The sequence below is a fragment of the Brevibacillus jepli genome, from assembly GCF_047229145.1.
In the GTDB taxonomy this organism is placed as follows: Bacteria; Bacillota; Bacilli; order Brevibacillales; family Brevibacillaceae; genus Brevibacillus.
On record NZ_JBFEFW010000028.1, the window covers coordinates 48088 to 71498 of the forward strand.

A 23411-nucleotide genomic window follows, 5' to 3' on the forward strand; every position below is an offset into this window, starting at 1 on the left:
AGTGGAATATGAAAAAAGCTGCCGCACGATTCGCGGACAGCTTTTTTCATATGACCCTTACTGAGCTGGTGCAAGGAATGCCTTTCTATCGTTACCATCGATGATCAGAGCTGATCTGGCCTTCACCACTTGATCCTCGTACGTGAAATCTTTCTCAGAGAAATTGGCGATCACTTGCAGATCATCCCCGTAAACCGACTTCTGCACGAGCCTGTCTTCGGATAATACTCGATAATCGGTCATCTCTTGCTGCACCGCTTTTTTGTGGAAGGGAGACCACACCTTCAAATAGTTCGTGATCAACGCTTGCTTTGCATCCCACATCTTTTTATCCAAATGATACAGCGGTGGAACATTGTAAAGCAGCTCCTTCAGCATGCGGGTTCCGACTTCTCCCTTGATCTTCAGACTGCCCCACTCCCAGTGATGGCTCGTAATCACGGAGTTATTGTAAACCAGCTTGTACAGTGGCAAAGAGTACGCCGGATCAATGTAGACATGGCGATACTCTTCCTTGAGCGGAACCTGCTTGGTGTAGCGCTCTGGAATCTCACCCGCCGGGGACCAGTAGCCTCCTACGTAATACGGGCTTTGCTTGTTTTTACGCATATCAGGATCTGCCCATTTGATAACAGGCGTCTCAATCCCGTGGGCAAAAGCGATACTTTGGCTGGCGAAGTCGTTGCCCGTCTCAGAGCCAATGACCAGATTTTTTTCATCGCGAATGTAGTCCATTCTCTTAAGCTTCGCCTGCATATCCTGTGCTTCTGTCGTTGTGTGCTCCGGCGTGTAGTCATCGTTAAAATCTCCTGCTGCATCCACGTCGATAAACCACGAGTTGAATGCCACATCGTTGCTCATGATTTCATCCATACGCTGCTTCACGCTAGGCAGCGACAAGGTCGGATTGAGCAATCTTCCTTGTTGTAGGAACCCTGCCTTCTTTTCTCCATTTTTCTTCGTAATCGTCGCATTCTCATACAAGCTTTTATCCTTGAAAATCGCCGTGTTCCATTCTGGATTTTCTTCCTTGTGAATGGAATGGTAGGAATCGTAGCTGGCGATCAAATAGCCTGTATCGTTCGCCTGTTGAATAAATTCCGGCTTCATGTAGGCCGCAGTCCAATCCGGCAGACCGATCCATGCCTGGTCGATTCCTGCTGCTTTCATTTCTTTTAGCAACTCAGTAGAGTCGGCATTTCCCCACTCTTCTACCGGGGGAACGACATCCTTAAGCACACTTTTCAGCAGCCTTTTGTTCAAGTCGTACAGCTGTGATTCAGTCAACGAGTCAATCCCTTTTCCGATCAGTTCTTTTGCCTTCCCATCGACGTTCGTAAAGAGCTTCGGGTTGTAAAACTCTCGCGAACGCAAAACATAATTGAGTCCGTTGATGATGGCTTTCTTTTGATAATCCGCGACGTAATCCTGCTTGTGAATCTCCCGGAATTGCTGGATGCTTTCTTTTCCATCCTCTCCGTTGCCAGCCAGGATCTGCTCCAGCCACCCGATGAAGCTCTCATTCAGCTTCGTCTTCAACGCATTCCATTTCACATCATGAACAGATAGAAAGCTCTTGTTCCACAAGTAAAAATGGGGAGCACCGTACAGCTTTTCGACATTCGGATTCGCTTTGGCTTTTTCAGCCAGGGTTAGCAGCTCTCCTTGTTCCTTGATATAAGCTTTGTACACGCCCGCTATGCTGACCGGATCATTGTCTGTCACATACAAGCGAAACCCGTAGGTCTTGTCCGGATTGATTGTGGGGAACTCATGCGAGAACGTAAAGCGAATCGTCGGATCAACAGCAAAATCAACCGTGTTGTTAAACAAGTTGTCTACGACATACATCAGCGCGTACTTGCTCTTATTCACAGCGAAAAAGCGCATGGAGAAAGACTCGGCAAAGCTAAGACTCTCTTCCTTTAAAAATGACTGCCACTTGCTGTCATCAGCAGGAATCCATTTCCCCTCTCCCAAAGGCAGAGTATAGCTTGATCCTTTCACCGTCGGCCAGGAAAAGCTCTCTGCTCCTGTCGAGGTCAAAGTGATCTGCAAGTGATCGTCATTCTTCCTGATCAAGACATCCAGCTTATCGTCTGGGTAGCTCCAGGCGATCTCCTGCTCCCCTTTTTGTACATTCGTTACTTTACGCGCAGGCATCGGCTCAGAAGCACTTTCCTTCACTCCGTCTCTCTCGATGAATACTTCAAAAGTCTCTGGCTTCACATCAAAAGTAAAATCTGCGTGCTGCTTCGTCTGCACCTGCCCGGTAGCAGCATTGCTCTCACAACCAACGACTACTTGAAGCATGAGCGCAAAAACGATGAGTAAAATCACTGTTCGTTTCATGAAATCCTCCTAAATCGAATAACTATGTATATCGCATTACGATGTACATATGTAAAAAAAAATGGGTGCGAGCTCGGTCCTGCTACGGCGATGTGGCGGACAAATCGTCATCAAATTTGCTGCTTTTCCGTCGCCTATAGATTACGGCCGCCCCTACGCGAAACATCCCATAGCCAATCAGGCCCCCAACTACATTAAGCAGCAGATCATCGACATCAAAGCTACCTAACGAAAGCATTAGCTGCAATATTTCAATGAGCAGACTGACTGCAAGCGTGAGAAAAAACACACGATGAATGTTTTGGAACCTGAAGAACACTAGCGGCACCAGCAGCCCAAGCGGCACGAACAAGATGACATTTCCTGCCAAATTGAACACCAATATATCGACATTGTATCTGTCATAATGGTATACGTAATCCACCAACGTCTGAAATAGTTTCGTATTGAGAAAAGGCTCACTATACTGCGGGACGCCATAAGCAAGCATCCTTTCCTTCCATTCAAGCATACGAGCTCTGCTTTCCCATCGATCAAGCGACAGCAGCAAGTAATAGCTGAGGACGGATACATACATCCAGAATAAGACCATGAGGCATTTACGGATGTATTTATCGATAAGCGGCATCGATTCAGACAGCTGCCGGCTAATTGCACCCGTCGGCCCGAATCGTTGAATGGTCAGAGAAACGGCTTCCTGTTCTTCATAGCCCTCCTCCACCAGCTCACTCTTCGTGCTGTTCAGATGATCCATCAGCTCATCTTTGACATCCTGCTTTTCCCATTTGGAACAAGGCAAGCGACTGACAAGCTGCTCTGCGTACTCTTCCAGCTTCATTCGTTTACTCACTTCCCTCATTGCAAAGCATAATGAGTCTGCTTAAGCTCTGCCAATCCTTCATCTTGTCCTGAAGAAGGCCCTGGCCTGTCTTGGTGATCCGGTAATATTTACGGCGTCCGCCTTCGTTGGCTTCCCCCCAGTAAGATTCCACTGCCTTTTGCGTCTCCAATCGCTTTAGTGCAGGATATAGCGTGCCTTCACCGATCTCGTACAGTTCATCGCTTTTATCACGAATCTTTTTGGCTAACTCATAGCCGTACTGATCTTTCTGTGCGATCAGCGAGAGAAGCAGGAGATCGATGCTTCCTTTCAATAACTCCTTATTCACAAAAGCAGCTCCCTTCACAAGACATGCCTAGAGAGTATCACATAATACCTCGTGATACAAGGTATGTAACGAAGGAAATTAATGAATCGTAATAGTTTTTGATTCTATGTATTTATTGACAACCATAAAATAGGTAATATAGACTATGTTCGACAAGTTTTTTCATGAGTCGACATACTTTCGGATGATCATTCTTTTCTAAACACAACCAGATTATAGGCCCATAGAACGAATCGAAAAGAAGATTTTCACTTTTTTGGAGCAGGTTACAACCTATTTGTGACTTCATTCTCTCTAACAGGAGGAACTTACATGCTTGCCGACTTTCCAACGATCGTTCTGAATACGGTTCTCTTAGCCTATTTTGCAATCGGTGTGCTATTTTTGTATTCCGAATACAAATTTTTGCGTAAAATGAAGACTCGTAGAAATAGATAACCGATTTTTTGATAAAGGAGTTTGCACGTAAATTGAGATCTTTTTTCCGCCAATTTCTGCCCCGTCAGAATGACCCCCAAGAGATTACATACAAGGAACTGGAATCGAAATTGATCAAAGCTACTCGCTACGATCTGTCCGCAAGCCACCTCTACATCCGTTTTCACGATGGACGAGAGGTCGTTTACTGTCGGGTCACTCCTTACGCTTACAATGCGTTTTTGAATGCTGACTCGTTCAGCGATCATTTTCATTCGTTCATTAGCAAACGGTACTTGAGCTATCAGGTAATGTAGCCTGGATAAACGAAATGCCCTCAGATCGGCTCGACACTGAGGGCATTTGCAATTTTTCCGTATCTATTTTAATGCACGATGCAAAAACGACTTTGTCCGCTCAAATTGGGCGTTTGTAAACAATTGCTCGGGTGTACCAGACTCTACGAATTCCCCGTTGTCCATAAACATGATTTGGTTCGCCACCTCTCGCGCGAAGCCCATCTCATGCGTTACAACCATCATCGTCATATGCTCCTGGGCAAGCTGCTTGATCACTTGCAGGACCTCACCAGTCAGTTCGGGATCGAGCGCAGACGTAGGCTCATCAAACAACAAGATTTGCGGATTCATCATCAGTGCTCTGGCAATCGCCACACGCTGCTTCTGTCCGCCTGAGAGCTTGGCCGGATATGCGTCTGCCTTATCAGACAGGCCGACCTTTTCCAAGAGCTCTGCACTCTTGCGATGGATGTCCTCTGTCGCCTCGCCTTTGACCACTCTAGGTGCGATCTCCAGATTCTCCTTCACCGTCAGATGAGGGAACAGATTGAAATGCTGAAAGACCATTCCCATTCTCGACGTGATCTGCTTGATGTCCTGGCTGCTGGCATAAACACCGTCCTTCACCAAATAATCATCCTGCACACGGATGCTGCCACCATTCACCTGCTCAAGATTGACCAAGCTCCGCAGCATCGTGCTTTTACCGGAGCCAGATGGCCCGATTACTGCCACGACTTCGTTCTTCCTCACCGAAAACGAGACATTTCGCAATACTTCTTGATTACCAAACGATTTCTTAAGATTGGATACTTGAATAATGTCCATATAGCGCCAGCCCTTTATTCGAATTTGAACCTTTTCTCCAGCCACTTAAAAAACAACGTCAATAATAGCGTCATCAACAAATAAATGATTCCGGCAATAAAAAACGGAACGATTGTAAAATCGCGATTCACGGCTGTTTGTGCAAAGTGAAGTAATTCAGGGACAGCAACTGCATAGAGCAATGCTGTGTCCTTCACGAGCGTAATCGATTCATTTGCGACCGCAGGCAAAGCCACGCGAAACATTTGCGGCAAAATAATCTTGTTGGTTGTCTGCCATTTGCTAAAGCCGAGGACCTGCGCTGCCTCGTACTGTCCTTTGTCAATCGACAGCAATCCCCCACGGAAAATCTCCGCGAAATACGCTGCGTAGTTCAGCACAAAGCCGAGGCATGCGGCCACGAAGCGATCCATAACCAAGTATTCTCCCACCACTGGCAAGAGGGGGAGACCAAAGACAAAAAACAATAGCTGTAATAACAGAGGCGTTCCACGCATGACATACACATAGGTGTGCGCGAACCAAGACAGCCCTTTATTGCTGCTATTCGCCATTAACGTAATAAGAAATCCCAATGGTATAGATGCCAGAATCGCAATGAAGAACAGCAGCACTGTCATCTGCGCCCCTTCTAGCATCGGCAAGGTAATGGAGATAATATAGTCTAAGCTCATACGGTATGCTCCTAATCCTTATAATAAAGCGTGGCTTCGCCAATCATTCGGCGAAGCCATCGTTTCTATTGTTTATTTCAACACGCGATTTTCGCCAAACCATTTTTCCGATATTTTCGCTGCTGTTCCATCCTGATTCATTGCATCCAGCGCTTTTTGCAGTTCGTTCAATAACGCCTCGTTACCTTTTTTGACGCCCACTCCATATTCCTCAGGTGCAAGCGATTCTTCCAGAAGCTTAAAGGTTCCTGGTTCTTTTGCCATGTAATAATCGGCTACAATCTGGTCGATGACGACTGCTTCCACGCGTCCAATCTTCATATCGCTCAATGCCAGTACATTATCAGGATACTCTGTAATCGATTTGACCTGATTTTTCATATCATTCGCATTTACGGCATCTGCTGCGGATGACAGCTTTTGTAATCCAACCGTTTTGCCAGCCAAGTCTGACAGCTTTGCTATGTTGCTATTTGCCATAGTGACGACTACCTGCGCGTTTTTCAGATACGGCTTGGTAAAGAGAACCTTCCCTTTTCTTTCATCCGTAATCGTATATCCATTCCAGATCAGGTCAATACGTCCACTGTTTAGTTCAGACTCTTTCGAACTCCAGTCAATTGGTTGGAACTCCACTTGTTTCCCCATTTTTTCGCCAGCCGCACGTGCATAGTCAATATCAAAGCCGACTATCTCATTCTTCTCATCGCGGAAGCCCATTGGTGCGAACTTATCATCAATGCCAATGATCAGTTTGTTAGCGTCTGCGCCAGTATTTGCACTGGAACAGCCAACTACCAATGAAACCATCGCGCTCAACAACAATGACATCCATGCTATCTTTTTCATCGTGATTTCCCCCTCGTTCATACTACTCTATATTTTACTCTGATAAAGTGGTAATACGTTAACAAGGTATCATGATAGCACATTAGCAAGGAATAGTCGATACTTTAGTAAACAAAAGCACCCTAGAAATATGCTCCAGTTGAACAACAAAAATGCGGGTTAACAGATGCACGTCTTTTTCTTTTTTCCGACACTCCCTCGTTCCTCTATCTTTTTGATATATTCCGTAGCCAAAGGAACCTTGCACGCTGTCTGTCCAACGTCCACATGCACTTTGCCGATCGCTGCGGCCACCTCTAGCGCTTCCTGATGAAGGTCCGGTACATACGCGCCTACCGAAATAACGAATTGATTCATGGTGTACCGTACGCGATTACGTTCCTCGTGAATCATCTCCTTCACTTTCATGAGCAGCCGCTTGATTTCTTCTTTGTCTAGCTGTTCATCTGGGGTAATTGACAGGTAGTTCGAATACGTATTCCACCCACCTGTAGCTATGATCTCATCTTTTGAATCTATCCATTCCCGTGCCAGCTCCATCGCATAATGACTCTCAGCAGCTACACTCGCAACCGTGTATTCGGCGGGCGCGTACCAAGAGGCTGCCTTGACCCAAGCCTGCAGCCGCTCTTTTGTCATGCTCTTCGGGTCAACCGTCAATCCGGCCAAATACATGGCATCGTAGTTTCCTGTATCATATAGCGCCTGGACAAGCTGCTGATCACGCTTTACCTCTTTGACCAGCTTTTTCATATCACCGACTCGAACGCCAAACAAAGGCTCTTTAGCCCCATGCCGCAAGTACGTTTTTTTCGTCTGCTCTGTCCCCATTGCTTCGAGCTTCTGCATAACTTCTTCCAACGTCATCTTGCCACCCTCCTTTTTCTTCTATTTAATAGGATAACCAGCGGTCGCTACTACCAACACGAAAAAACCCTCCACACATCGGGAGAGCTTTTTCCTGAAGAGCTTGACGCGCAATTCCTATCCTTACGCGGCGCTGCGCACTTTGATATACGAAACATTTCTGACGTTGATGACAACATCATCATATTGAAGCCATCCGTCGTTCTGATTGGCGACCATTTGAATAATTTCTTCCGGTTCTGTCGTTTCGATGCTTATCGTTTCGCCACCGGAAAAGAAAAATTGAATCGTTTTTACTTCCTTCATGAAATCCCCTCCTATTCCTTCTAGTTATCGGACAGTTGGAAAATTTTTGTTACGGGTGATTTGCATGAAAATACATTATGAACAATTGGTTACTTTTTCCTACCAAAACTTGACAAGGATATTTCTTTTGGCTTATATTTTGCATAATTATATATAGCAAAATTCGACATCAATTTACAAATTTTGCTAACTATTGCAAAAGGCAAAGTCATCGAAAGGTGGCGACGCAAAACCACGGGTCTACAGTCTTTGACCATGATAGCCGGGTTGCCACATCATGAGACCATTTTTTCGATGTTGGTAGCTTCGGTTGTTCCATTACGTATGGAACGGCCTTTTTTTGTGTTTACTTTTTTGAAAGGAGGATGAAAGCATTTTCATTTTCATAACGGATAGTAAAACATAACTTTTGAGACGTCAAACATACACAACATGGTTCAATCAGAGAAAATGATGGAGTGGAGAAGTTATGTACAAACAAGTAGAAACCGTACAAGATTTAGCAAAGTTTCATGAAATCAAAGAAGCAGTCTGGACAAGCATGGGCTTCGAAATGGAGTACGCAAAAGAAGGCTCTGCTCTGTTCCTCTTAATCGCTGAAGATGGTGAAGCAGGTGGAACATTTGAGATGACACCCTTTTCCAAATCAAGTGCTTATATGAAATCACTTTTTCAGGATGTTGTTACAGCAGATATGAAAGTAATGGAGGTAGACAGTCTCGCTGTTTTGCCGAAATACCGCGGACAACTAGGGCAAAAAGGAATTTGCCTGATGATAGATTACGCTGAAAAGCATGGTTATACCCACGCAATCGGTGTAGCAGATCCGACTTTTTTTACGTTCATTAACAAGAAATATCAAGTAAAGGCAACTCAGACCAGAGATATCGTCTTTTACAAAGGGGCCGATGCCATTCCGACCCTCTTCCATCTAAAAGATGTCTATGATAATAAGCACGATCCCAAATATTCCTGGTACAATTCGTCGTCATCCAACCAAGTAAAAGTCGAGGTAGGTGGGTAACATGGATAACATTGACCTGTTGAGAAGAAGAAACAATTGGGTCGTTATCGTATTCGCAAGTATTATTACCGTTGTTCAGGTCTTAAACCTCTTTTTAGGTGTTCCGTACACGTTCGTTCTAACCGTATTAGGTATTTTGTATGGTGTGCTAGCACCGTTTACTTACATCTCCAATCGTCCGAGCTTCCGTGAAAAAGCAGCGCCCTTCATGAAGTTTTTCAACTTCGCTGTAATCGGGATCTTCATGTTCATCGTAGTGGGACTAGACCCGCATATGATCAACATCATGACCATTATGTTCTTTGTAGCAGTCATGGGGATTTATCAAGACCGACTCATCAATATTTTGACGATTGTAACGACATTGGGTATTGTCTCTTACTACTTCCTGACACAGCGAGAAACGATTTTCCATTCGACATCCAACCTTGATCTGATGTACTTCCTGCTCACGTTCTGCTTTGTATCTGTCACGAGCATGATGCATGCTGTATTCAATAACAGATTGCAGCAAGAAAGCGAGCAACAAAAGCAAGAAGCGATTGCCTCGAAGGAATCGTTGCAACGTGTTCTGGATAAGATCAATGAATCACTTAGCTCTATGCAAGACTATCAAGAGAATTTGAATAAGGTGACGGATGGCGTGAACGTTCGTGCTGTGGAAACAGTCGCTTCCCTGCAAGATATTATGCAGTCCTTTACGATCCAGACCAGCAATACGGACGAGCTGCGTCGGGAAATGAGCTCGACGAATCTGCAAGTTGAGGACATGACCCGCTCTGTTACGGAGATGCATGAGTACGTAGAATCGACCAAAGAAGCCACTAATGAGAGCGGCAAACGCATCGGTAACATCGGCAATGACTTTGAACGCTTCATCAAGGACATCCAAGGTACGAACCAGCTAATCCAAGAGCTCAATAAAGAAACCGAATCGATTGGGAAAATCATTCAAACCATTTCCGAGATTTCTGCGCAAACCAATCTGTTGGCACTCAATGCCACGATTGAAGCATCGCGTGCAGGTGAACATGGCCGAGGCTTTGCTGTCGTAGCGGATGAAGTACGCAAGCTGGCTGAGTCCTCCAAGCTATCCTCTGAATCGATTTCGAGCCTGCTCATGACCATTCGCGAAAAAATGAAGCTCGTATCGGATATGATTTCCGAGTCGCAAACTTCCTTTGAGAAAAATAGCGAAGGCATCCTCGAAGTACAAGAAATGTTCACCAATGTGGACAACTACATGCAAAACTTCGCGGATAAAACGAAAAACCTGCAAGAGTTCATCATTCATGTCCACAGCATGATCCAGGAAGTTGGCGCAAAAGTAGAAGTCAACGCAGATATTACCGACAAGAACAAAGAAAGTTTGGAAGAAGTGCTTGTTCTCGTTTCCGAACAAAAAGACGAGGTCGTCAAGGTATCTGGCGGCTTTGAGAAAATCGAACAGCAAATGCGTGGCCTCCATATGTAGCATTCCAGCAACCGCCTATCAAAAGGCGGTTTTTTTCCTTTTTGTAACTAAGTGGATATATAATGTAAATATTCTGATAGTTAATCCTCTACAATGGAAGGAGGCACGTCATGATGGATGCACGTATCGAAACGAAAACCATTCAGACCGATCGCCTGCTTGTTTCCTATCTGACAGCAGGCACACCCGAAGGAGAACCGCTGCTCCTTATTCACGGGAATGCTTCAGCCAATTTGTTCTGGGACGATACCATCGCAGCTCTGTGTGATCAGTATCGTGTGTATGCTCCTGATATGCGTGGCTATGGAGCAAGTGAAGCATTGCCAATCGATGCGACACGCGGTTTGCGAGATTGGTCAGATGACCTGCATTCGTTTATTCAGGCATTGGACTTGCCAACACCCGTTCATCTAGCAGGTTGGTCGCTTGGCGGAGGGATTGTGATGCAGTATGCCATCGATTACCCGCAGGAAGTTCGCTCCTTGACCTTAGTCGCTCCTATGTCTCCTTATGGCTTTGGTGGAACCAAGGATGTATCTGGCACCCCGTGCTACAGCAGCTTCGCTGGATCGGGCGGAGGAGCAGCCAACGCTGAGCTGGTCAAAAGGATAGCAGCCAAGGATATAGGCGATGAATCCCCTTCCAGCCCGCGTAATGTTATGAATCAGCTTTATTTCAAGCCCCCGTTCCGAGTTACCCCAGAGCAGGAAGACCGTTATGTGAATGCGATACTCTCCACGAGGACTGGAGACTGCTTTTACCCCGGAGCATTTGAATACGTAACCGATTGGCCTGGTGTCGGTCCCGGAACGACAGGGATTAATAATGCGATCTCCCCTAAATACGTAAATTTGTCCGGCATTGTTCAAATAGAGCCAAAGTGTCCGATTGTATGGATTCGCGGTGAAGATGACGCCATTATCTCGGATCAGTCGCTTGCTGATTTTGGAACATTGGGCAAGCTCGGCTATGTGCCCGGATGGCCGGGAGAAGCAGAGTATCCCCCTCAACCGATGGTCTCGCAAATTCGCCATGTACTGGAGCAATACCAGCTAGCAGGTGGCTCCTATCAGGAGATCGTCATGGAAAATGTCGGGCACGCTCCTCACATCGAGAACGCAGAGGAGTTTTTGCAGCTCATTCGAAAAACCGTCAGGGTATAGCCCTGACGGTTTTTCAATCATGGTCTTGTTTTATCTGCTATCCCTAAATATGTAACGATGCTAGTCAAAATGGCTCCGACTGCTACAAGAAGCATGCATACGATATCGTATCCCTTCCATAACAATTCCGGTAATTTCGAAGGATATTGGAGATTTTCTTTCCACTATGCTTTCGAACGGCGTTGGGGACGGCGGGCGCTTTAGGAGCAGGAATGATTTACTTTTTCGACGAATAAGTTCCTATCCTACTTACTGGTAAAGGATGGTGCAAATTTGCGAAGCTATATACCAGAGAGTTCTCACCAAAAGCTCAGGCTTCCAACGTCGCCTCTATCTTCTTTGTCCGAACTGCGGTCGCCAAGCCAACGCTCCTCTACTCCGTCTAATTTTTCCCCTAGCATTGTACAACTTCAGAAGACACTCGGTAATCAGATGACCGCGAAATATTTGAAATCCATATACACAAACGCAAATTCAGTATCGAGCTCCATACGTTCTAATGTAAAAGATCCTGCTATTAGGGCGGGGGATATCATCCAATGCAAAAAGATCGGTAATTTAGCTTCAGGGACGCAGGCCACCACGCTTATGCAGCCAAAAGAGAAGAAGGAAGAAGACGAGGGGACACCGGATCAAATCATTAATTTTGATACCGGTCATATGATTATCTCAGACGTGCTTCTCTCCGATCTCGATGGTCCAAGCTGGGATAGGATCATCGAGATTATGCAGGAAACCCTGTCCATTCAGTATCCGAAAACCATCAAAGAAGATGAGAAGCGAAACTGGTTTAAAGGGGTTGTGAAAAAGAATAAAAGTGCCGCCGCTGCATACGTAAAACAACTTCTAAAAGTAAAAAAAGGAGCTAGCGGAGCAAATGAGTTGCTGGAAGTTCTTCATCCAGACGATCGGCAACGGATAGAAGAGGAATTAGAAAAATTAAAAAACTTTAAGTTGGGCGACTCCAAAACACTTATGACGTATACAAAAGAGGACAACCAATTATTTGATGACGTCTACATCATTAACGCCTTAGGATTCGATCCCCTTCATGATCCGGAACAGGTGAATGCGCTTGCGGCAGCGATAAAAGCAGGTGGTAATTTGCAGTTGATCGCGGAAGCCACCGGGGAATCGATCTCAGCTTTTTGGCAACACGCAGCGGTGGTTCATAACAAGGCCATTTTGAAGGATGAGCATGGGCTTTCGGTTCTGCTCTCCAGCACAAAATCGCTGGGGGCTTTGGAGATTAGTAAATATTTTGATCTTGATAATTGTTCAGTGGGTAATAAAAATACGGTTTTAGCGGCAGATGAAAAAACATCCGGACTAAACACTCGTCATACGGTAGCAACAACGGGGGGGACAGATATGGCGGAAACTATTCCGACAGTGAAACTTGTCCTGAAGAGAAATGACAAACCAGTTGAATAGGGGGCTTTGGTCACTGGTTCCTTTCATGTAACGGTTCCTAAATTGAAAACTATTTTGTCGTATCTTTCTCTGCTTTCGATACCTTCAAGTTAAATTCTCTTTCTTGCTCTTCAATGATTGCTTTATCCTCTGCATTATCTCTCACTACTTTTTGCGTCAAAATAGCTCCAACAGCTACAAGAAGCATGCATGCGATATAGTACCCCTTCTCATGAAGCTGAAGACCGCTCGCATTGTATAACCCGATGGAAAATAGCAGTACGCCTGCACCTAAAGTAAAATAAGCCAGGAAAGTGAAGGCACTCGTGTTACGCATACGATGCTTTTGTGGATACATAGTAACCCCCCTCACATTTTGTTCAAGTGTTAACATGCATATGCAGAAGTCAACCGGACGATTGCTCGCCCGGCTGCCTCCATGGATTACGTCACCGCTTCTTTTTTGCCAAAGAAGGTTCGCAACGCCTTGTATACCTCGCCTTTTTCCCGAATGACGCAATGCATGAACTTCGGTTCCTTGATGTGACGATACGCTGACATGAGGGTGCTGTGTCTATTATACTGATTCACTTCCCCATAACCGAACATGTTGCATCTCTCCATGAGCTCTTTCACCAGCTTCACGCAACGCTCATTGTCAGACGTGAGGTTGTCGCCATCGGAAAAATGGAATGGATAGATGTTGTACTGTGATGTCGGATAGCGACTATCGATGATCTCCAACGCTTTCTTGTAGGCAGAGGAGCAGATCGTCCCTCCGCTTTCCCCCTTGGAGAAAAAGGTGTCCTCCGTTACTTCCTTCGCATCCGTATGGTGAGCGATAAAGACGATCTCGACCTTTTCGTACTTGGTGCGCAGAAAACGAACCATCCAGAAGAAAAAGCTGCGGGCAATGTATTTCTCAAACACGCCCATCGATCCGGATGTATCCATCATCGCAATAATGACAGCATTGGAATGAGGCTTAATAATTTCTTCCCACGTCTTGAAGCGCAGGTCGTCGTCTGTGATACCCAGCTCCAAATCACTGTAGCCTGCCAGCGCGTTTCGGCGAATGGCTGCAATCAGCGTCCGCTTTTTATCGATGTTGCCCATCAAGCCTTTTTTTCTAACATCATTAAACCGCGTCTCTTCCACGACGATTTGTTCTTCGTCTTTTTGTTGAAGATTCGGGAGCTCCAGCTCGGCGAAAAGCATCTCCTGCAATTCTTCGACGCTGATTTCGGCCTCGTAGTAGTCCACGCCTGGCTGGTCGCCCGCTCCCTGCCCTTTTCCCGGTCCTTGTGCAGGATCCCCGTCACGGGCGACGACATCCCCTACTTTACTATTGCCCTTACCTTGACCGCCATGTTTTCCCTTTTGGAAGTTAAAACGCAATCGGTATTCATCCAGGGAGCGAATAGGGATCTTAATGACTTCCCGACCATTCGACATGATGATGTTCTCTTCGCTGACGAGATCGGGCAGATTTTTTTTGATCGCTTCTTTCACTTTTTCCTGGTGTCGATTTTGGTCCTGGTACCCTTTGCGGTGCAGCGACCAGTCTTCCCGGGAGACAATGAACGATGACCCATCTTCCATGCCGTCTCCTCCTAGTAACTGGCGCAATCTGCGCCGAATATAAAGTGTGACTCTGTCATCTATTTAACAAACTTCCTACGTAACGAAGCAGCTCATTTGCGCAAACCGGGCAATAGTGATGCTCTTCGATAAGTCGCTTGGTGACTTCATTAATCTTCTTGAGCTGATGTTCATCCGGCGTTTTGTTCGAGGTCGTGATCTTGACAACATCCTTCAGATCGGCAAACAGCTTCTTCTCGATGGCTTCTCGCAGGCGATCGTGCGTGCTGTAGTCAAACCGCTTCCCTTTGCGCGCATAGGCCGAAATACGAATGAGAATTTCTTCACGGAAGGCCCGCTTCGCATTTTCCGAGATACCGATTTGCTCCTCAATGGAACGCATCAGGCGCTCATCTGGATCCATCTCCTCGCCTGTAACGGGGTCACGGATTTTGTTCATATTGCAATAAGCCTCAACATTATCCAAATAGTTATCCATGAGCGTTTTCGCCGACTCTTCGTAGCTGTAGACAAATGCCTTCTGCACTTCTTTTTTCGCCAGCTCGTCATATTCCTTGCGAGCGATGGAGATAAAGTTCATATAGCGTTCCCGCTGCTCCTTGGTGATGGACGGATGCTGATCGAAGCCTTCCTTCAGCGCGCGAAGAATATCAAGCGCATTGATGCACTCAGTGTCTCGGCGGATCAGCGCACTGGAGATACGATTGATGACATAACGAGGATCAATACCGGCCATCCCTTCATCCGCATGCTCGTTGCGCAGCTCCTCCAGATCGGCTCCCTTGAAGCCTTCCACGGATTCTCCGTCATACAGCCTCATTTTTTTCAGCAGATCGGCCCCTTGTTTTTTCGATTCTTTCAGGCGGGTCAGAATGGAAAAAACGGCCGCTGACCGGAGCGCGTGCGGTGCAATATGCACATGTCCCAGGTCGGATTGCTTGATTAATTTCGAATATATTTTTTCTTCGTCACTGACACGCAGATTATACGGCATCGGCATGACGATAATCCGTGATTGCAGTGCCTCGTTTTTCTTATTCGCGATGAATGACTTGTACTCAGATTCGTTCGTATGCGCAACAATTAACTCATCAGCAGAAATGAGGGCAAAACGACCTGCCTTGAAGTTTCCTTCTTGGGTCAACGACAGGAGATGCCACAAAAACTTCTCGTCGCACTTCAGCATTTCCTGGAATTCCATCAATCCGCGATTGGCTTTGTTCAGCTCACCATCAAAGCGATAGGCGCGAGGGTCAGACTCAGAGCCGTACTTGGTAATCGTCGAGAAGTCGATGCTCCCTGTCAGATCGGCAATATCCTGTGACTTCGGATCAGATGGACTAAACGTACCGATCCCGACACGATTGGCTTCTGAGAACAAAATCCGGCGAATAGGGAAATCTTCGATGCATCCTCCGTATTCGGTCTCCAACCTCATCCGGTTATATGGCGTCAATTCTCCTTCAATCTTGATTCCCAGCTCTTCTTCCACCTCGGCACGCAGCTCATGGGGAATGAGATGGAGAGGCTCTTCCTGCATCGGGCAACCATCCAAAGCATAAATCGCTCCGGCGTCAGTCCGCGAATACTCTTCCAGTCCTCGCTTGAGCATCGTGACGAGCGTAGACTTACCGCCACTGACAGGCCCCATCAAGAGCAAGATGCGTTTTCGTACATCCAGACGACGCGCAGCCGAGTGGAAATATTCCTCCACTAGGCGCTCAATAGAACGATCCAGTCCGAAGATTTCTCGACTAAAAAATTGATACGAACGTGTGCCGTCCTCGTTTTCTTCGACCCCCGCATTCTTAATCATGTTGTAGACGCGTGAATGAGCCGTCTGGGCAATTTGCGGATTTTTACGTACCAGTTGCAAATATTCGGCGAATGTTCCTCTCCACATCAGGTTTTCTTCGCGGGCCCGGTGCTCAGCGATCCGTTTTAAAATGTCCATGTTCGACACTCCTCCCTCTTAAGCCCCTCTCTCTTCCCAACGACAATGTACTCTCATGTATATGTCCGCCTGCGGTCACGCATTCACGTGCAAGCCGTTTTCTCCGGTTGCCAACAGGCTCTTACAGCCTTTACATATGTGTATGCGAGAGAGGAGCACAAGTTTCAGCAATCTTGCCACAAAAAATACGGCACCCTGCTTTTCTAGAGCTTGGAAGATTACGGAATTGTAAGGTTAAGTGCGTGGATCTGTAAGCTGATTCGATAGTTTGTAAGCCCAACGCCACGCTAAAATACATACATAAGACAACACATTCAGATGCCAATGCGATTGGCGAAAACATAACTGGAGGAAAATGACATGAACACACAAGTGGAACGCATTCAAGTGAAAAAAGGACTTTATTTGACCGGTATCGCGTCCTTGGTGATCCTTTCCATTTTTATTTACCAATCGGTGACAGGCATGGAAATCGATACGGGAGAAATACTGAGTGTATCGATTGCTCTCAGTGCCTTTATAAAACAGGTGATTGACTATCGAAAACTGTCCCTCACTTAAGGAAGCAACAGCTTTAATTCGTTTGCAAAGTGGGCAGGCTACGCTATAATGGGAGTAGTTTGTTTACGAAAGGAGCTGTCAAACGTGGGTACATTTATCGTAGCGTTGGTCTTAGGAGCTTTTGTGTTTTTCTGTCTGACAGCGGGATACAACGAGGACAAAACCTGGAATCTGTAAGGATCAGCCAGGGAAAAAAGCAGGCTGCCTACTGTGGGCAACCTGCTTTTTTTGTTTTCTCGTTATTTCTTATTCTCTTTCTTTTCTGCTTTCTTCAGCTCGATTTCAGCCTTGATTTCTTTTGCGGTCTTACCTGTGGTGTCAACGCCCCACTTGGCTGCCTTTTCGTTCAGGCTCGCGAGCTGTTCTTGCTTCTTCGCTTCTTTCGCTGCCTGTTGCTCAGCATTTTCTGCTTTCTTTGCAGTTTTTGCATCCTTGATGGCTGCTTTTACTTCCTTCACCGTTTTTCCTGTGGTCTCCACGCCCAGCTTCTCTGCTTTATCTACCAGCTTCGCAAGCTGTTCCTGCTTTTTGGCTTCCTTTTCGGCTTTTTTCGCTGCCTTTTCTGCTTCCGCTTTCGCTTTCGCATCTTTAATCGCTGCTTTTACTTCCTTATTCTTTTTGTCAGTGGTTTCTACACCCCACTTGGCAGCCTTTTCGTTCAATTTTGCTTGGTTTTCTTCTTTTTTCGCTGCTTTTGCAGCCAAAACAGCTGCTTTCAGCTCTTCAACCGTTTTTCCGTTATGATCAATTCCCAGCTTGATTGCAGCAGCTTGCCATTTTGCCAAACGTTGCTCAGCTTTTTCTGCTTTTGTCTGCTTTACCGTGATGTCTTTTGCTGTATCCGTTGCTGCCACCACAGAGACTCCGCTAAATAGCAATGTAGCCATCACGAGAGACGAAACGATTTTTTTCATGCGGGATATCCTCCTTTATTATGTAAAACATAGCCGTACATCCCTAGACTACCTGATAAATTTGGGAAAAGTATGTGAAAAAGCAGGCTTGCCCATTTTTTACAAAGGACTGCCTGCTTCGCTTATACGCTTTGAGGATCATTTCTTAGCGCGAAAAAACACCGCTTCTTTCAGAAAGCGCCGTAAACAGCTCCTCCAATGATCCGCGCTGATCTACCTGATATTGTGGTTCTCCGCGGTCTTCCATCCAATTCGTTACCAAAAACGTCTTCATCCCCAGCTTGGACGCGACCATGTCCTCCTGCATGTGATTGCCCACCATGACACAGTCTGTCGGTTCTACACCGATCTTTTGGCAAATCTCTTTGAAATATCCGGGATTCGGCTTCGTGAAGTGCGATTCCTCGTAAACAGTAACCAGCTCGAATTCCTCCGGAGACATCCCAATCCAAGCGAGGCGATGGTGAATCGCATCACGCGGGAAAACAGGATTCGTCGCAACGGCTACCCGAAATCCTTGTTCTTTGGCGGCTGCTATAATTTGCTTTGCCCAAGGCGATGGATACGTCAGGTGAGAAAGTGTCGGAAATACATCGCGATAAAAGGAATCGAACAGCGGCCATACTTCTTCTCGATCCCACTCACTGTGCGCAGTAAAGTATTCGATAAAGACTTGCTCATTCGTCTTGTCAGGCTCTTGGCTCATAATCATTGCCTTGGTCGCTTCCCAGATCAACGCCAACAGCTTTTCGTTATCGTACTTGTCTCCAACATGACGCCCTACTTCAACCAAGTAACTTTTGACAAAGGATTCTGTTTGCATCTCTAATAACGTACCGTCCAAATCAAACAGGATGGTGTTCACAGTCATAATCGATCTCTCCCTCCCAAATGCCTTACGAAAGCGATGGAAAACCTAGCTGGCGAAGTCCCTCAAACAAGACGATGGCAGCACAATTAGACAGGTTCACAGAACGGGTCGCACCGCTCATCGGGATACGAATGGTCTGATCCCGGTATTTTGCGGTCAGCTCTTCTGGCAATCCCGTCGTCTCCTTGCCTAAAATAATGTAGTCGCCATCCCGGAAAGAAACATCCGTGTAAAGTGTTTCTCCCCAGGTCTCTACAAAATAAAAGGTGCCCGCTCCTTCGCCTTGTGCTGCGGCAAAATGCTCGAAGCTCTCATGATGGTGGACGTTAACCGCATGCCAGTAATCGAGACCAGCCCGCTTCAGGTAACGATCGTCCGTTGAAAATCCTAGTGGATGAATCAAATGCAGATGAGCTCCCGTCGCTGCACATGAACGGGCGATATTTCCCGTGTTGGCAGGAATGAGCGGCTCATGCAAAACAATATGTAACGGCATATATGCAAATCTCCTTGTGAATGGCGAACTTGATACGTGTACTCGTCCTATTATACCACCGTGCCCAGCTTCTGTAACAAATGGAGTGCCTGGTGCATCTAATCAGAAATCTTTTGACTAGCGAAGGAGTGACGATTAGATGGGGACATCCATTTCTTTTGGAAAGCGCCTTGTTGTACATGTGAGCATCTTGCTGTTGTTATTGGTAGGCGCGCGTGTGATGTGGGCTGATTTTTCTGCGTTCCCTTCCATGGAAACATGGAGCATGATTCTTGGGTATCTCTCATTTATTTTAATTGGCCTGACCTTATTGATTGGTCCTCTTCAGTCCTGGTTCCCTGCTCGCTGGACGACTGTCAGCTTGTCCATTCGCAGAGATATCGGCATATGGGCAGGAATTACTGGATTGTTGCACGTCGTTCTCGTGCTCGTCCTTTTTCAAGGTGAGCCCCGGCTGATGATCATTCATGACAACAGATTTGACAAGGCTGATGGATGGCTCGGTCTGTTTTTTCTAGCTTCCTCTGACCCAACCATGTGGCCATCTCCCAACTGGACCCTCTCAGGCGTTGCGAACTACCTGGGGCTTCTCGCTTTTTTCATTATGTTGGCCCTATTGCTGACCTCATCTTCACGCGCAGAAAAATGGCTGGGTGGCTCCAGTTGGAAAAGGCTTCATCTCGCCAATCCTTGGCTTTTTGTGATAGTCTTGTTCCATGGATTGATCTACATCCAATCCATTAAAGGACAGCCGCATAGCTTTTCAGACATGCTCGTTTTCGCTGTACTGATTTGGATGGTTCGCAGCTTCTCTTTTATTCGGAGAGCTTTTTTTCGCAAGCGGTGACGAAATCCTTTTTGTAGGCTACACGCCTCTTATATGAAAGAAGGCATAGCGCATCTTGGGCGTATAGGCGGTAGAATCCTCATATGCCCAATACCGCATGCTGCTGTCCGTCGTATGGGCATTGACCAACGGCATCTGATTCGCGTCCTTCGCAACGACAATCGTATTGTGCTGGTATCTTCCATCCCCGTTAAAATCATAGCAAATGATATCGCCTGGCACCAATTCCGCCGCGGAGCTTTTCGTTACCGCCCGCATAGGCGGCCCACCCGATTTCAAAAGCAAATACAGGCTATGCGCTACCGTCCAGCTATAGCTCCACGAGGAACCTTTTCCCGTGCGAATCCACCAGCCCTTGCCCATCTCTTTCGACATCAGCATAGGGATTCCACCCGCGTGTAAGCATTGCGAGATAAAATTGGTACAGTCATCCGTAAAACGGGGATAAACCGGATTCGTCGTATTCCAATAGCGTTCCGCATAAGCGACAGCATTGGCCGCATTGTAGCCTCCCGCTCCATGTACAACCAGCATGGGCTGATCAATGGCATCCTCAACGCCTGAGACAATGATGAGAGGCTCCTCCTCCTCCTCTTCCTCTACCACCAACTTTTGATCACCGTTCGACTCTCTCGCCCCAATAATCGACCACTTTCCATTCGTTTTGCGCAACTGGAGCTGGATCAATCGCCTGTTTGCCTCTTTATACTTGGTATGCTTGATCTCCAGTGTTTTATTTTCCTGCCATTGGACCGTTATTTCCATAGTCGCACTAGTATCTACCCAACACATGGGCGTTACTTGTCCTTGGACTGCCACTCGTTTGACTCCTCGCTCTTCAGCTAGCAGCTTCTCCCGGTTCAATCGGGCCCATTCTTCCTGTACGCCAGACTCCCCTTCGTAATAATAAGGCAGCAGCCGCTCGTACTTTCCGTCTATCGATGACTGATGAACTGCTTGGAAGTATCGTTGAACAAATTCACGCCACTCCATTTTCCGCTCCTCCTCTCCGCCTCCAAGGCCTCGACATAGACTATTGAACCGTGCATCTCAATGAAGAATATGTCGTTCGTGAAGCATTCAGAAGAAAAAGAAAAGCCGTCCGAGCGACCGGACAGCTTATTTGGAAGAAGCGTGAGCAAAAAGCGGTCCTTCTTCCATGGATAGCAAATATTCTTTAATAGACAAGCCCCCGCCGTATCCGACCAAGGCACCGTTCGAGCCAATGACACGATGGCACGGAATGATGACAGGAATCGGATTGCGATTGTTCGCACCGCCAATGGCCCGAACAGCCTTCGCCGCTCCGATCGCCAAGGCGATATCTTTGTAAGAACGAGTTTCGCCATAGGGGATGTTCGACAGCTCATTCCATACAGATTTTTGAAAGGGAGTCCCGTACAACACGGTTGGAACATCAAACGTCTTGCGCTTGCCTGCAAAATACTCTTCCAACTGTATTTTGACAGGCTCATTGATCACGTCATTGCGTGTTGGAGTAATCCCTAAGAACGTTTTTTTGCACCAGCGCACTAGCGGCGCCAATCCGTCTTGTTCATTGGCAAACTGAATGTAGCAGAGCCCTTCTTCTGTAGAAGCCAAGAGCAATGGTCCAATCGGTGAATCCATCATGGTATAGCCTAATTCCTTTGCCATTTAACGTCCTCCCTCTCTCATTCAAACTAAGCCTGAGCACGAAGCATGCTCATGCCTTTTTCTATCTCCACAACGACTTCAGGTGACTCCTCTTTTGCTTTTGCACAATGGAGCGCTTCTTCTGCCTGCTCTCCGCCGATTTTGCCAAGTGCCCACGCAGCCGTTCCCCGAATGACTGGACGGGGATCTTCGTAGAGCAGACGCTCCAAATGAGGGACAGCCGTCCGATCCTTGAAATGCGCAAGCGCCAATATCGCATTGCGCTGGATCGGTTTTTTGCCTCGCCATGATGATGATGATTGGCCGAATTTTTCCTTGAACTCCTTATTGCTCATCTGGAGCAGCGGAATCAATAACGGCTTCGCAATCTCCGGATCAGGCTGGAATTCAACATGATGGTCATTGTCGATACGCCGATTCTTCGGACACACCGTCTGACAAGTGTCACAACCATACAGCCGGTTCCCGATCTTCCCGCGGAATTCATCTGGAATAAAGTCTTTTACCTGAGTCAAATAAGCGACACATCGTTGTGCATCGAGCTGCCCGCCTTGCACCAATGCTCCGGTAGGACAAGCGTCTACACATATATTGCAATCGCCACAGCCTTCTTCGATCGGTTGGTCGCTTGGCAATGGGAGATTCGTTACAAGCTCCCCCAAGTACACCCACGATCCGAATTCTGGCGTTATGATTGCACAGTTCTTTCCTACAAAGCCGATTCCAGCTCGCTCAGCTACCGCACGATCTGACAATGCCCCCGTGTCTACCATGGATTCAATTCGAGCCCCAGGCTCCAGCTCCATAATGAAGCGAGTCAGCTTGTCCAGCTTGTCGCGCAGAACGTGATGATAATCGGTTCCCCATGCTGCCCGGCACAAAATTCCTCGATAAGCGCCTGGTTCCGACTTCGGTGGATTTTTTAGCTTGGATGGATAGGCCAGTGCTATAGAAATCAACGAACGTGCCCCGTCCAACAACATCTCCGGGTTCGTCCTCTTCTCTAAATCTGGTTCCTCAAATCCTGATTCATAACCCTTTTCGCGGTGTACTGTAAGCCGTTCCTTAAGGGTCGTGAAAGGATCAGCACTGGCAAACCCGATCTTATCAATTCCGATTTCCTTGGCATAGTCAATGATGGACTGCTTTGTCTGCTCCCAGTACAGCAAGTCGTTCACAGCTGTTTAATCGCTCCTGTCGCCAATTCGTCGCAGCGGTTGTTCCATTTGTTGTCGGCGTGTCCTTTGACCTTCACGTACTCTACCTTGTGGGTGTCCATCAACTGAAGCAGTTCTTTCCATAAGTCCTGATTTTCCACCTGCTGGCCTTTGCTGTTCTTCCAGCCGTTTTTCAGCCAGCCTTTATACCAGCCTTGCTTAAAGCAATTGACCAAGTACGCACTATCGCTGTATAGCGTCACCTTGCAAGGCTCCTTCAATGTAGATAGAGCCTTGATTGCAGCTAAAAGCTCCATTCTGTTGTTCGTTGTATGTGGTTCAGCACCGGACATTTCCTTGATGTGTTGGCCGTACATCAGTACAGCTCCCCAACCACCTGGTCCTGGGTTGCCGGAACAAGCTCCGTCTGTATAAATCTCAACCTCACGCATCGTCATTTTCAGGTCATTCCTCCTTACGTTCTTAGTTTATCATGAAAGAAAGCTATACACTTTGTA

At 46.8% G+C, this 23411-nt stretch carries 25 protein-coding genes and 1 riboswitch; of the genes, 7 read left to right on the forward strand and 18 right to left on the reverse strand.

What is annotated here, in order from left to right; genetic code table 11:
• Nucleotides 1-57 precede the first annotated feature (57 nt).
• The 3 genes from AB1L17_RS24530 to AB1L17_RS24540 form a co-directional block, all read right to left on the reverse strand.
• Nucleotides 58-2352 carry a glycoside hydrolase gene (locus AB1L17_RS24530; RefSeq protein ID WP_412847736.1) on the reverse strand — a complete coding sequence of 765 codons (2295 nt, stop codon included), beginning with the start codon at nt 2350-2352 and terminating at the stop codon, nt 58-60.
• 82 nt (nt 2353-2434) lie between these two features.
• Nucleotides 2435-3202, reverse strand: coding sequence for a VanZ family protein (locus AB1L17_RS24535; RefSeq protein ID WP_412847737.1), 768 nt, complete (start codon nt 3200-3202; stop codon nt 2435-2437).
• Nucleotides 3195-3521 carry a PadR family transcriptional regulator gene (locus tag AB1L17_RS24540; RefSeq protein WP_412847738.1) on the reverse strand — a complete coding sequence of 109 codons (327 nt, stop codon included), beginning with the start codon at nt 3519-3521 and terminating at the stop codon, nt 3195-3197. The genes AB1L17_RS24535 and AB1L17_RS24540 overlap by 8 nt, the downstream gene beginning before the upstream one ends.
• A 470-nt stretch (nt 3522-3991) precedes the next feature.
• Here AB1L17_RS24540 and AB1L17_RS24545 point away from each other — a divergent pair, with 470 nt between their 5' ends.
• Entirely contained in the window at nt 3992-4255 is a 264-nt protein-coding gene (locus tag AB1L17_RS24545) for a KTSC domain-containing protein (protein ID WP_412847739.1), read from the forward strand.
• A gap of 63 nt (nt 4256-4318) precedes the next feature.
• Here AB1L17_RS24545 and AB1L17_RS24550 read toward each other — a convergent pair whose 3' ends face one another.
• The 5 genes from AB1L17_RS24550 to AB1L17_RS24570 form a co-directional block, all read right to left on the reverse strand.
• Nucleotides 4319-5065: an amino acid ABC transporter ATP-binding protein gene (locus tag AB1L17_RS24550; RefSeq protein ID WP_412847740.1), complete on the reverse strand. Its 747-nt coding sequence runs from the start codon at nt 5063-5065 to the stop codon at nt 4319-4321.
• Between the two features lie 14 nt (nt 5066-5079).
• Nucleotides 5080-5739 carry an amino acid ABC transporter permease gene (locus AB1L17_RS24555; protein ID WP_412847741.1) on the reverse strand — a complete coding sequence of 220 codons (660 nt, stop codon included), beginning with the start codon at nt 5737-5739 and terminating at the stop codon, nt 5080-5082.
• A 72-nt stretch (nt 5740-5811) separates the two neighbouring features.
• Nucleotides 5812-6588: an amino acid ABC transporter substrate-binding protein gene (locus AB1L17_RS24560; RefSeq protein ID WP_412847742.1), complete on the reverse strand. Its 777-nt coding sequence runs from the start codon at nt 6586-6588 to the stop codon at nt 5812-5814.
• A gap of 159 nt (nt 6589-6747) precedes the next feature.
• The gene (locus tag AB1L17_RS24565) at nt 6748-7455 is read right to left on the reverse strand and encodes a DNA alkylation repair protein (protein ID WP_412847743.1); all 708 of its coding nucleotides are present in this window, start codon (nt 7453-7455) and stop codon (nt 6748-6750) included.
• Between the two features lie 123 nt (nt 7456-7578).
• Nucleotides 7579-7761 (reverse strand): hypothetical protein, encoded by a 183-nt coding sequence (locus AB1L17_RS24570; protein ID WP_412847744.1) that lies wholly within the window; start codon nt 7759-7761, stop codon nt 7579-7581.
• A gap of 191 nt (nt 7762-7952) precedes the next feature.
• Nucleotides 7953-8036, forward strand: a riboswitch (cyclic di-GMP riboswitch).
• Nucleotides 8037-8230: 194 nt separating this feature from the next.
• Here AB1L17_RS24570 and AB1L17_RS24575 point away from each other — a divergent pair.
• The 4 genes from AB1L17_RS24575 to AB1L17_RS24590 all read left to right on the forward strand — a co-directional run bounded on the left by AB1L17_RS24575 (nt 8231) and on the right by AB1L17_RS24590 (nt 12856).
• Entirely contained in the window at nt 8231-8785 is a 555-nt protein-coding gene (locus tag AB1L17_RS24575) for a GNAT family N-acetyltransferase (protein WP_412847745.1), read from the forward strand.
• Nucleotide 8786: 1 nt separating this feature from the next.
• On the forward strand, nt 8787-10259 hold the full coding sequence (locus AB1L17_RS24580) for a methyl-accepting chemotaxis protein (protein WP_412847746.1): 1473 nt from the start codon (nt 8787-8789) through the stop codon (nt 10257-10259).
• A 110-nt stretch (nt 10260-10369) separates the two neighbouring features.
• Nucleotides 10370-11422, forward strand: a complete 1053-nt coding sequence (locus tag AB1L17_RS24585) for an alpha/beta fold hydrolase (protein WP_412847747.1) — start codon at nt 10370-10372, stop codon at nt 11420-11422.
• A 432-nt stretch (nt 11423-11854) separates the two neighbouring features.
• A complete protein-coding gene (locus tag AB1L17_RS24590) occupies nt 11855-12856 on the forward strand; it encodes a hypothetical protein (protein ID WP_412847748.1) in 1002 nt (333 codons plus the stop codon).
• Nucleotides 12857-12905: 49 nt separating this feature from the next.
• On the opposite strand, the gene AB1L17_RS24595 is transcribed toward AB1L17_RS24590, so the two are convergent.
• The 3 genes from AB1L17_RS24595 to AB1L17_RS24605 all read right to left on the reverse strand — a co-directional run bounded on the left by AB1L17_RS24595 (nt 12906) and on the right by AB1L17_RS24605 (nt 16391).
• On the reverse strand, nt 12906-13193 hold the full coding sequence (locus AB1L17_RS24595; RefSeq protein ID WP_412847749.1) for a YiaA/YiaB family inner membrane protein: 288 nt from the start codon (nt 13191-13193) through the stop codon (nt 12906-12908).
• Nucleotides 13194-13279: 86 nt separating this feature from the next.
• The gene (yhbH, locus tag AB1L17_RS24600) at nt 13280-14437 is read right to left on the reverse strand and encodes a sporulation protein YhbH (RefSeq protein ID WP_412847750.1); all 1158 of its coding nucleotides are present in this window, start codon (nt 14435-14437) and stop codon (nt 13280-13282) included.
• A gap of 55 nt (nt 14438-14492) precedes the next feature.
• The gene (locus tag AB1L17_RS24605) at nt 14493-16391 is read right to left on the reverse strand and encodes an ATP-dependent protease PrkA (RefSeq protein ID WP_412847751.1); all 1899 of its coding nucleotides are present in this window, start codon (nt 16389-16391) and stop codon (nt 14493-14495) included.
• Nucleotides 16392-16751: 360 nt separating this feature from the next.
• On the opposite strand from AB1L17_RS24605, the gene AB1L17_RS24610 reads away from it, so the two are divergent.
• Nucleotides 16752-16952 carry a hypothetical protein gene (locus tag AB1L17_RS24610; protein WP_412847752.1) on the forward strand — a complete coding sequence of 67 codons (201 nt, stop codon included), beginning with the start codon at nt 16752-16754 and terminating at the stop codon, nt 16950-16952.
• Between the two features lie 239 nt (nt 16953-17191).
• On the opposite strand, the gene AB1L17_RS24615 is transcribed toward AB1L17_RS24610, so the two are convergent.
• The 3 genes from AB1L17_RS24615 to trmL all read right to left on the reverse strand — a co-directional run bounded on the left by AB1L17_RS24615 (nt 17192) and on the right by trmL (nt 19233).
• Nucleotides 17192-17866, reverse strand: a complete 675-nt coding sequence (locus tag AB1L17_RS24615) for a hypothetical protein (RefSeq protein WP_412847753.1) — start codon at nt 17864-17866, stop codon at nt 17192-17194.
• Between the two features lie 145 nt (nt 17867-18011).
• Nucleotides 18012-18737: an HAD family hydrolase gene (locus AB1L17_RS24620; protein WP_412847754.1), complete on the reverse strand. Its 726-nt coding sequence runs from the start codon at nt 18735-18737 to the stop codon at nt 18012-18014.
• Between the two features lie 25 nt (nt 18738-18762).
• Nucleotides 18763-19233 (reverse strand): tRNA (uridine(34)/cytosine(34)/5-carboxymethylaminomethyluridine(34)-2'-O)-methyltransferase TrmL, encoded by a 471-nt coding sequence (gene trmL, locus AB1L17_RS24625; protein ID WP_412847755.1) that lies wholly within the window; start codon nt 19231-19233, stop codon nt 18763-18765.
• Nucleotides 19234-19372: 139 nt separating this feature from the next.
• On the opposite strand from trmL, the gene AB1L17_RS24630 reads away from it, so the two are divergent.
• Nucleotides 19373-20080 (forward strand): ferric reductase-like transmembrane domain-containing protein, encoded by a 708-nt coding sequence (locus tag AB1L17_RS24630; RefSeq protein WP_412847756.1) that lies wholly within the window; start codon nt 19373-19375, stop codon nt 20078-20080.
• An 18-nt stretch (nt 20081-20098) separates the two neighbouring features.
• Here AB1L17_RS24630 and AB1L17_RS24635 read toward each other — a convergent pair whose 3' ends face one another.
• The 4 genes from AB1L17_RS24635 to rnhA all read right to left on the reverse strand — a co-directional run bounded on the left by AB1L17_RS24635 (nt 20099) and on the right by rnhA (nt 23345).
• Nucleotides 20099-21073: an amidase domain-containing protein gene (locus tag AB1L17_RS24635; protein WP_412847757.1), complete on the reverse strand. Its 975-nt coding sequence runs from the start codon at nt 21071-21073 to the stop codon at nt 20099-20101.
• 126 nt (nt 21074-21199) lie between these two features.
• Complete coding sequence (locus AB1L17_RS24640; RefSeq protein WP_412847758.1) at nt 21200-21736, reverse strand: methylated-DNA--[protein]-cysteine S-methyltransferase; 537 nt, start codon at nt 21734-21736, stop codon at nt 21200-21202.
• 26 nt (nt 21737-21762) lie between these two features.
• Nucleotides 21763-22914 carry a tRNA epoxyqueuosine(34) reductase QueG gene (gene queG / locus AB1L17_RS24645; RefSeq protein WP_412847759.1) on the reverse strand — a complete coding sequence of 384 codons (1152 nt, stop codon included), beginning with the start codon at nt 22912-22914 and terminating at the stop codon, nt 21763-21765.
• Nucleotides 22911-23345 (reverse strand): ribonuclease HI, encoded by a 435-nt coding sequence (gene rnhA, locus AB1L17_RS24650; RefSeq protein WP_186380639.1) that lies wholly within the window; start codon nt 23343-23345, stop codon nt 22911-22913. The genes queG and rnhA overlap by 4 nt, the downstream gene beginning before the upstream one ends.
• Nucleotides 23346-23411 lie beyond the last annotated feature (66 nt).

Excerpts from the sequence above, each read along its gene's own strand:
- AB1L17_RS24590 (WP_412847748.1), top strand. The coding sequence starts at position 11,855 with ATGACCGCGAAATATTTGAAATCCATATACACAAACGCAAATTCAGTA.
- AB1L17_RS24635 (WP_412847757.1), bottom strand. The coding sequence starts at position 21,073 with ATGGAGTGGCGTGAATTTGTTCAACGATACTTCCAAGCAGTTCATCAG.
- AB1L17_RS24605 (WP_412847751.1), bottom strand. The coding sequence starts at position 16,391 with ATGGACATTTTAAAACGGATCGCTGAGCACCGGGCCCGCGAAGAAAAC.
- trmL (WP_412847755.1), bottom strand. The coding sequence starts at position 19,233 with ATGCCGTTACATATTGTTTTGCATGAGCCGCTCATTCCTGCCAACACG.
- AB1L17_RS24620 (WP_412847754.1), bottom strand. The coding sequence starts at position 18,737 with ATGACTGTGAACACCATCCTGTTTGATTTGGACGGTACGTTATTAGAG.
- AB1L17_RS24630 (WP_412847756.1), top strand. The coding sequence starts at position 19,373 with ATGGGGACATCCATTTCTTTTGGAAAGCGCCTTGTTGTACATGTGAGC.
- AB1L17_RS24585 (WP_412847747.1), top strand. The coding sequence starts at position 10,370 with ATGATGGATGCACGTATCGAAACGAAAACCATTCAGACCGATCGCCTG.
- yhbH (WP_412847750.1), bottom strand. The coding sequence starts at position 14,437 with ATGGAAGATGGGTCATCGTTCATTGTCTCCCGGGAAGACTGGTCGCTG.
- AB1L17_RS24550 (WP_412847740.1), bottom strand. The coding sequence starts at position 5,065 with ATGGACATTATTCAAGTATCCAATCTTAAGAAATCGTTTGGTAATCAA.
- AB1L17_RS24570 (WP_412847744.1), bottom strand. The coding sequence starts at position 7,761 with ATGAAGGAAGTAAAAACGATTCAATTTTTCTTTTCCGGTGGCGAAACG.
- AB1L17_RS24565 (WP_412847743.1), bottom strand. The coding sequence starts at position 7,455 with ATGACGTTGGAAGAAGTTATGCAGAAGCTCGAAGCAATGGGGACAGAG.
- AB1L17_RS24555 (WP_412847741.1), bottom strand. The coding sequence starts at position 5,739 with ATGAGCTTAGACTATATTATCTCCATTACCTTGCCGATGCTAGAAGGG.
- AB1L17_RS24595 (WP_412847749.1), bottom strand. The coding sequence starts at position 13,193 with ATGTATCCACAAAAGCATCGTATGCGTAACACGAGTGCCTTCACTTTC.
- AB1L17_RS24615 (WP_412847753.1), bottom strand. The coding sequence starts at position 17,866 with ATGAAAAAAATCGTTTCGTCTCTCGTGATGGCTACATTGCTATTTAGC.
- AB1L17_RS24575 (WP_412847745.1), top strand. The coding sequence starts at position 8,231 with ATGTACAAACAAGTAGAAACCGTACAAGATTTAGCAAAGTTTCATGAA.
- AB1L17_RS24560 (WP_412847742.1), bottom strand. The coding sequence starts at position 6,588 with ATGAAAAAGATAGCATGGATGTCATTGTTGTTGAGCGCGATGGTTTCA.
- rnhA (WP_186380639.1), bottom strand. The coding sequence starts at position 23,345 with ATGCGTGAGGTTGAGATTTATACAGACGGAGCTTGTTCCGGCAACCCA.
- AB1L17_RS24530 (WP_412847736.1), bottom strand. The coding sequence starts at position 2,352 with ATGAAACGAACAGTGATTTTACTCATCGTTTTTGCGCTCATGCTTCAA.
- AB1L17_RS24640 (WP_412847758.1), bottom strand. The coding sequence starts at position 21,736 with ATGGCAAAGGAATTAGGCTATACCATGATGGATTCACCGATTGGACCA.
- AB1L17_RS24610 (WP_412847752.1), top strand. The coding sequence starts at position 16,752 with ATGAACACACAAGTGGAACGCATTCAAGTGAAAAAAGGACTTTATTTG.
- AB1L17_RS24580 (WP_412847746.1), top strand. The coding sequence starts at position 8,787 with ATGGATAACATTGACCTGTTGAGAAGAAGAAACAATTGGGTCGTTATC.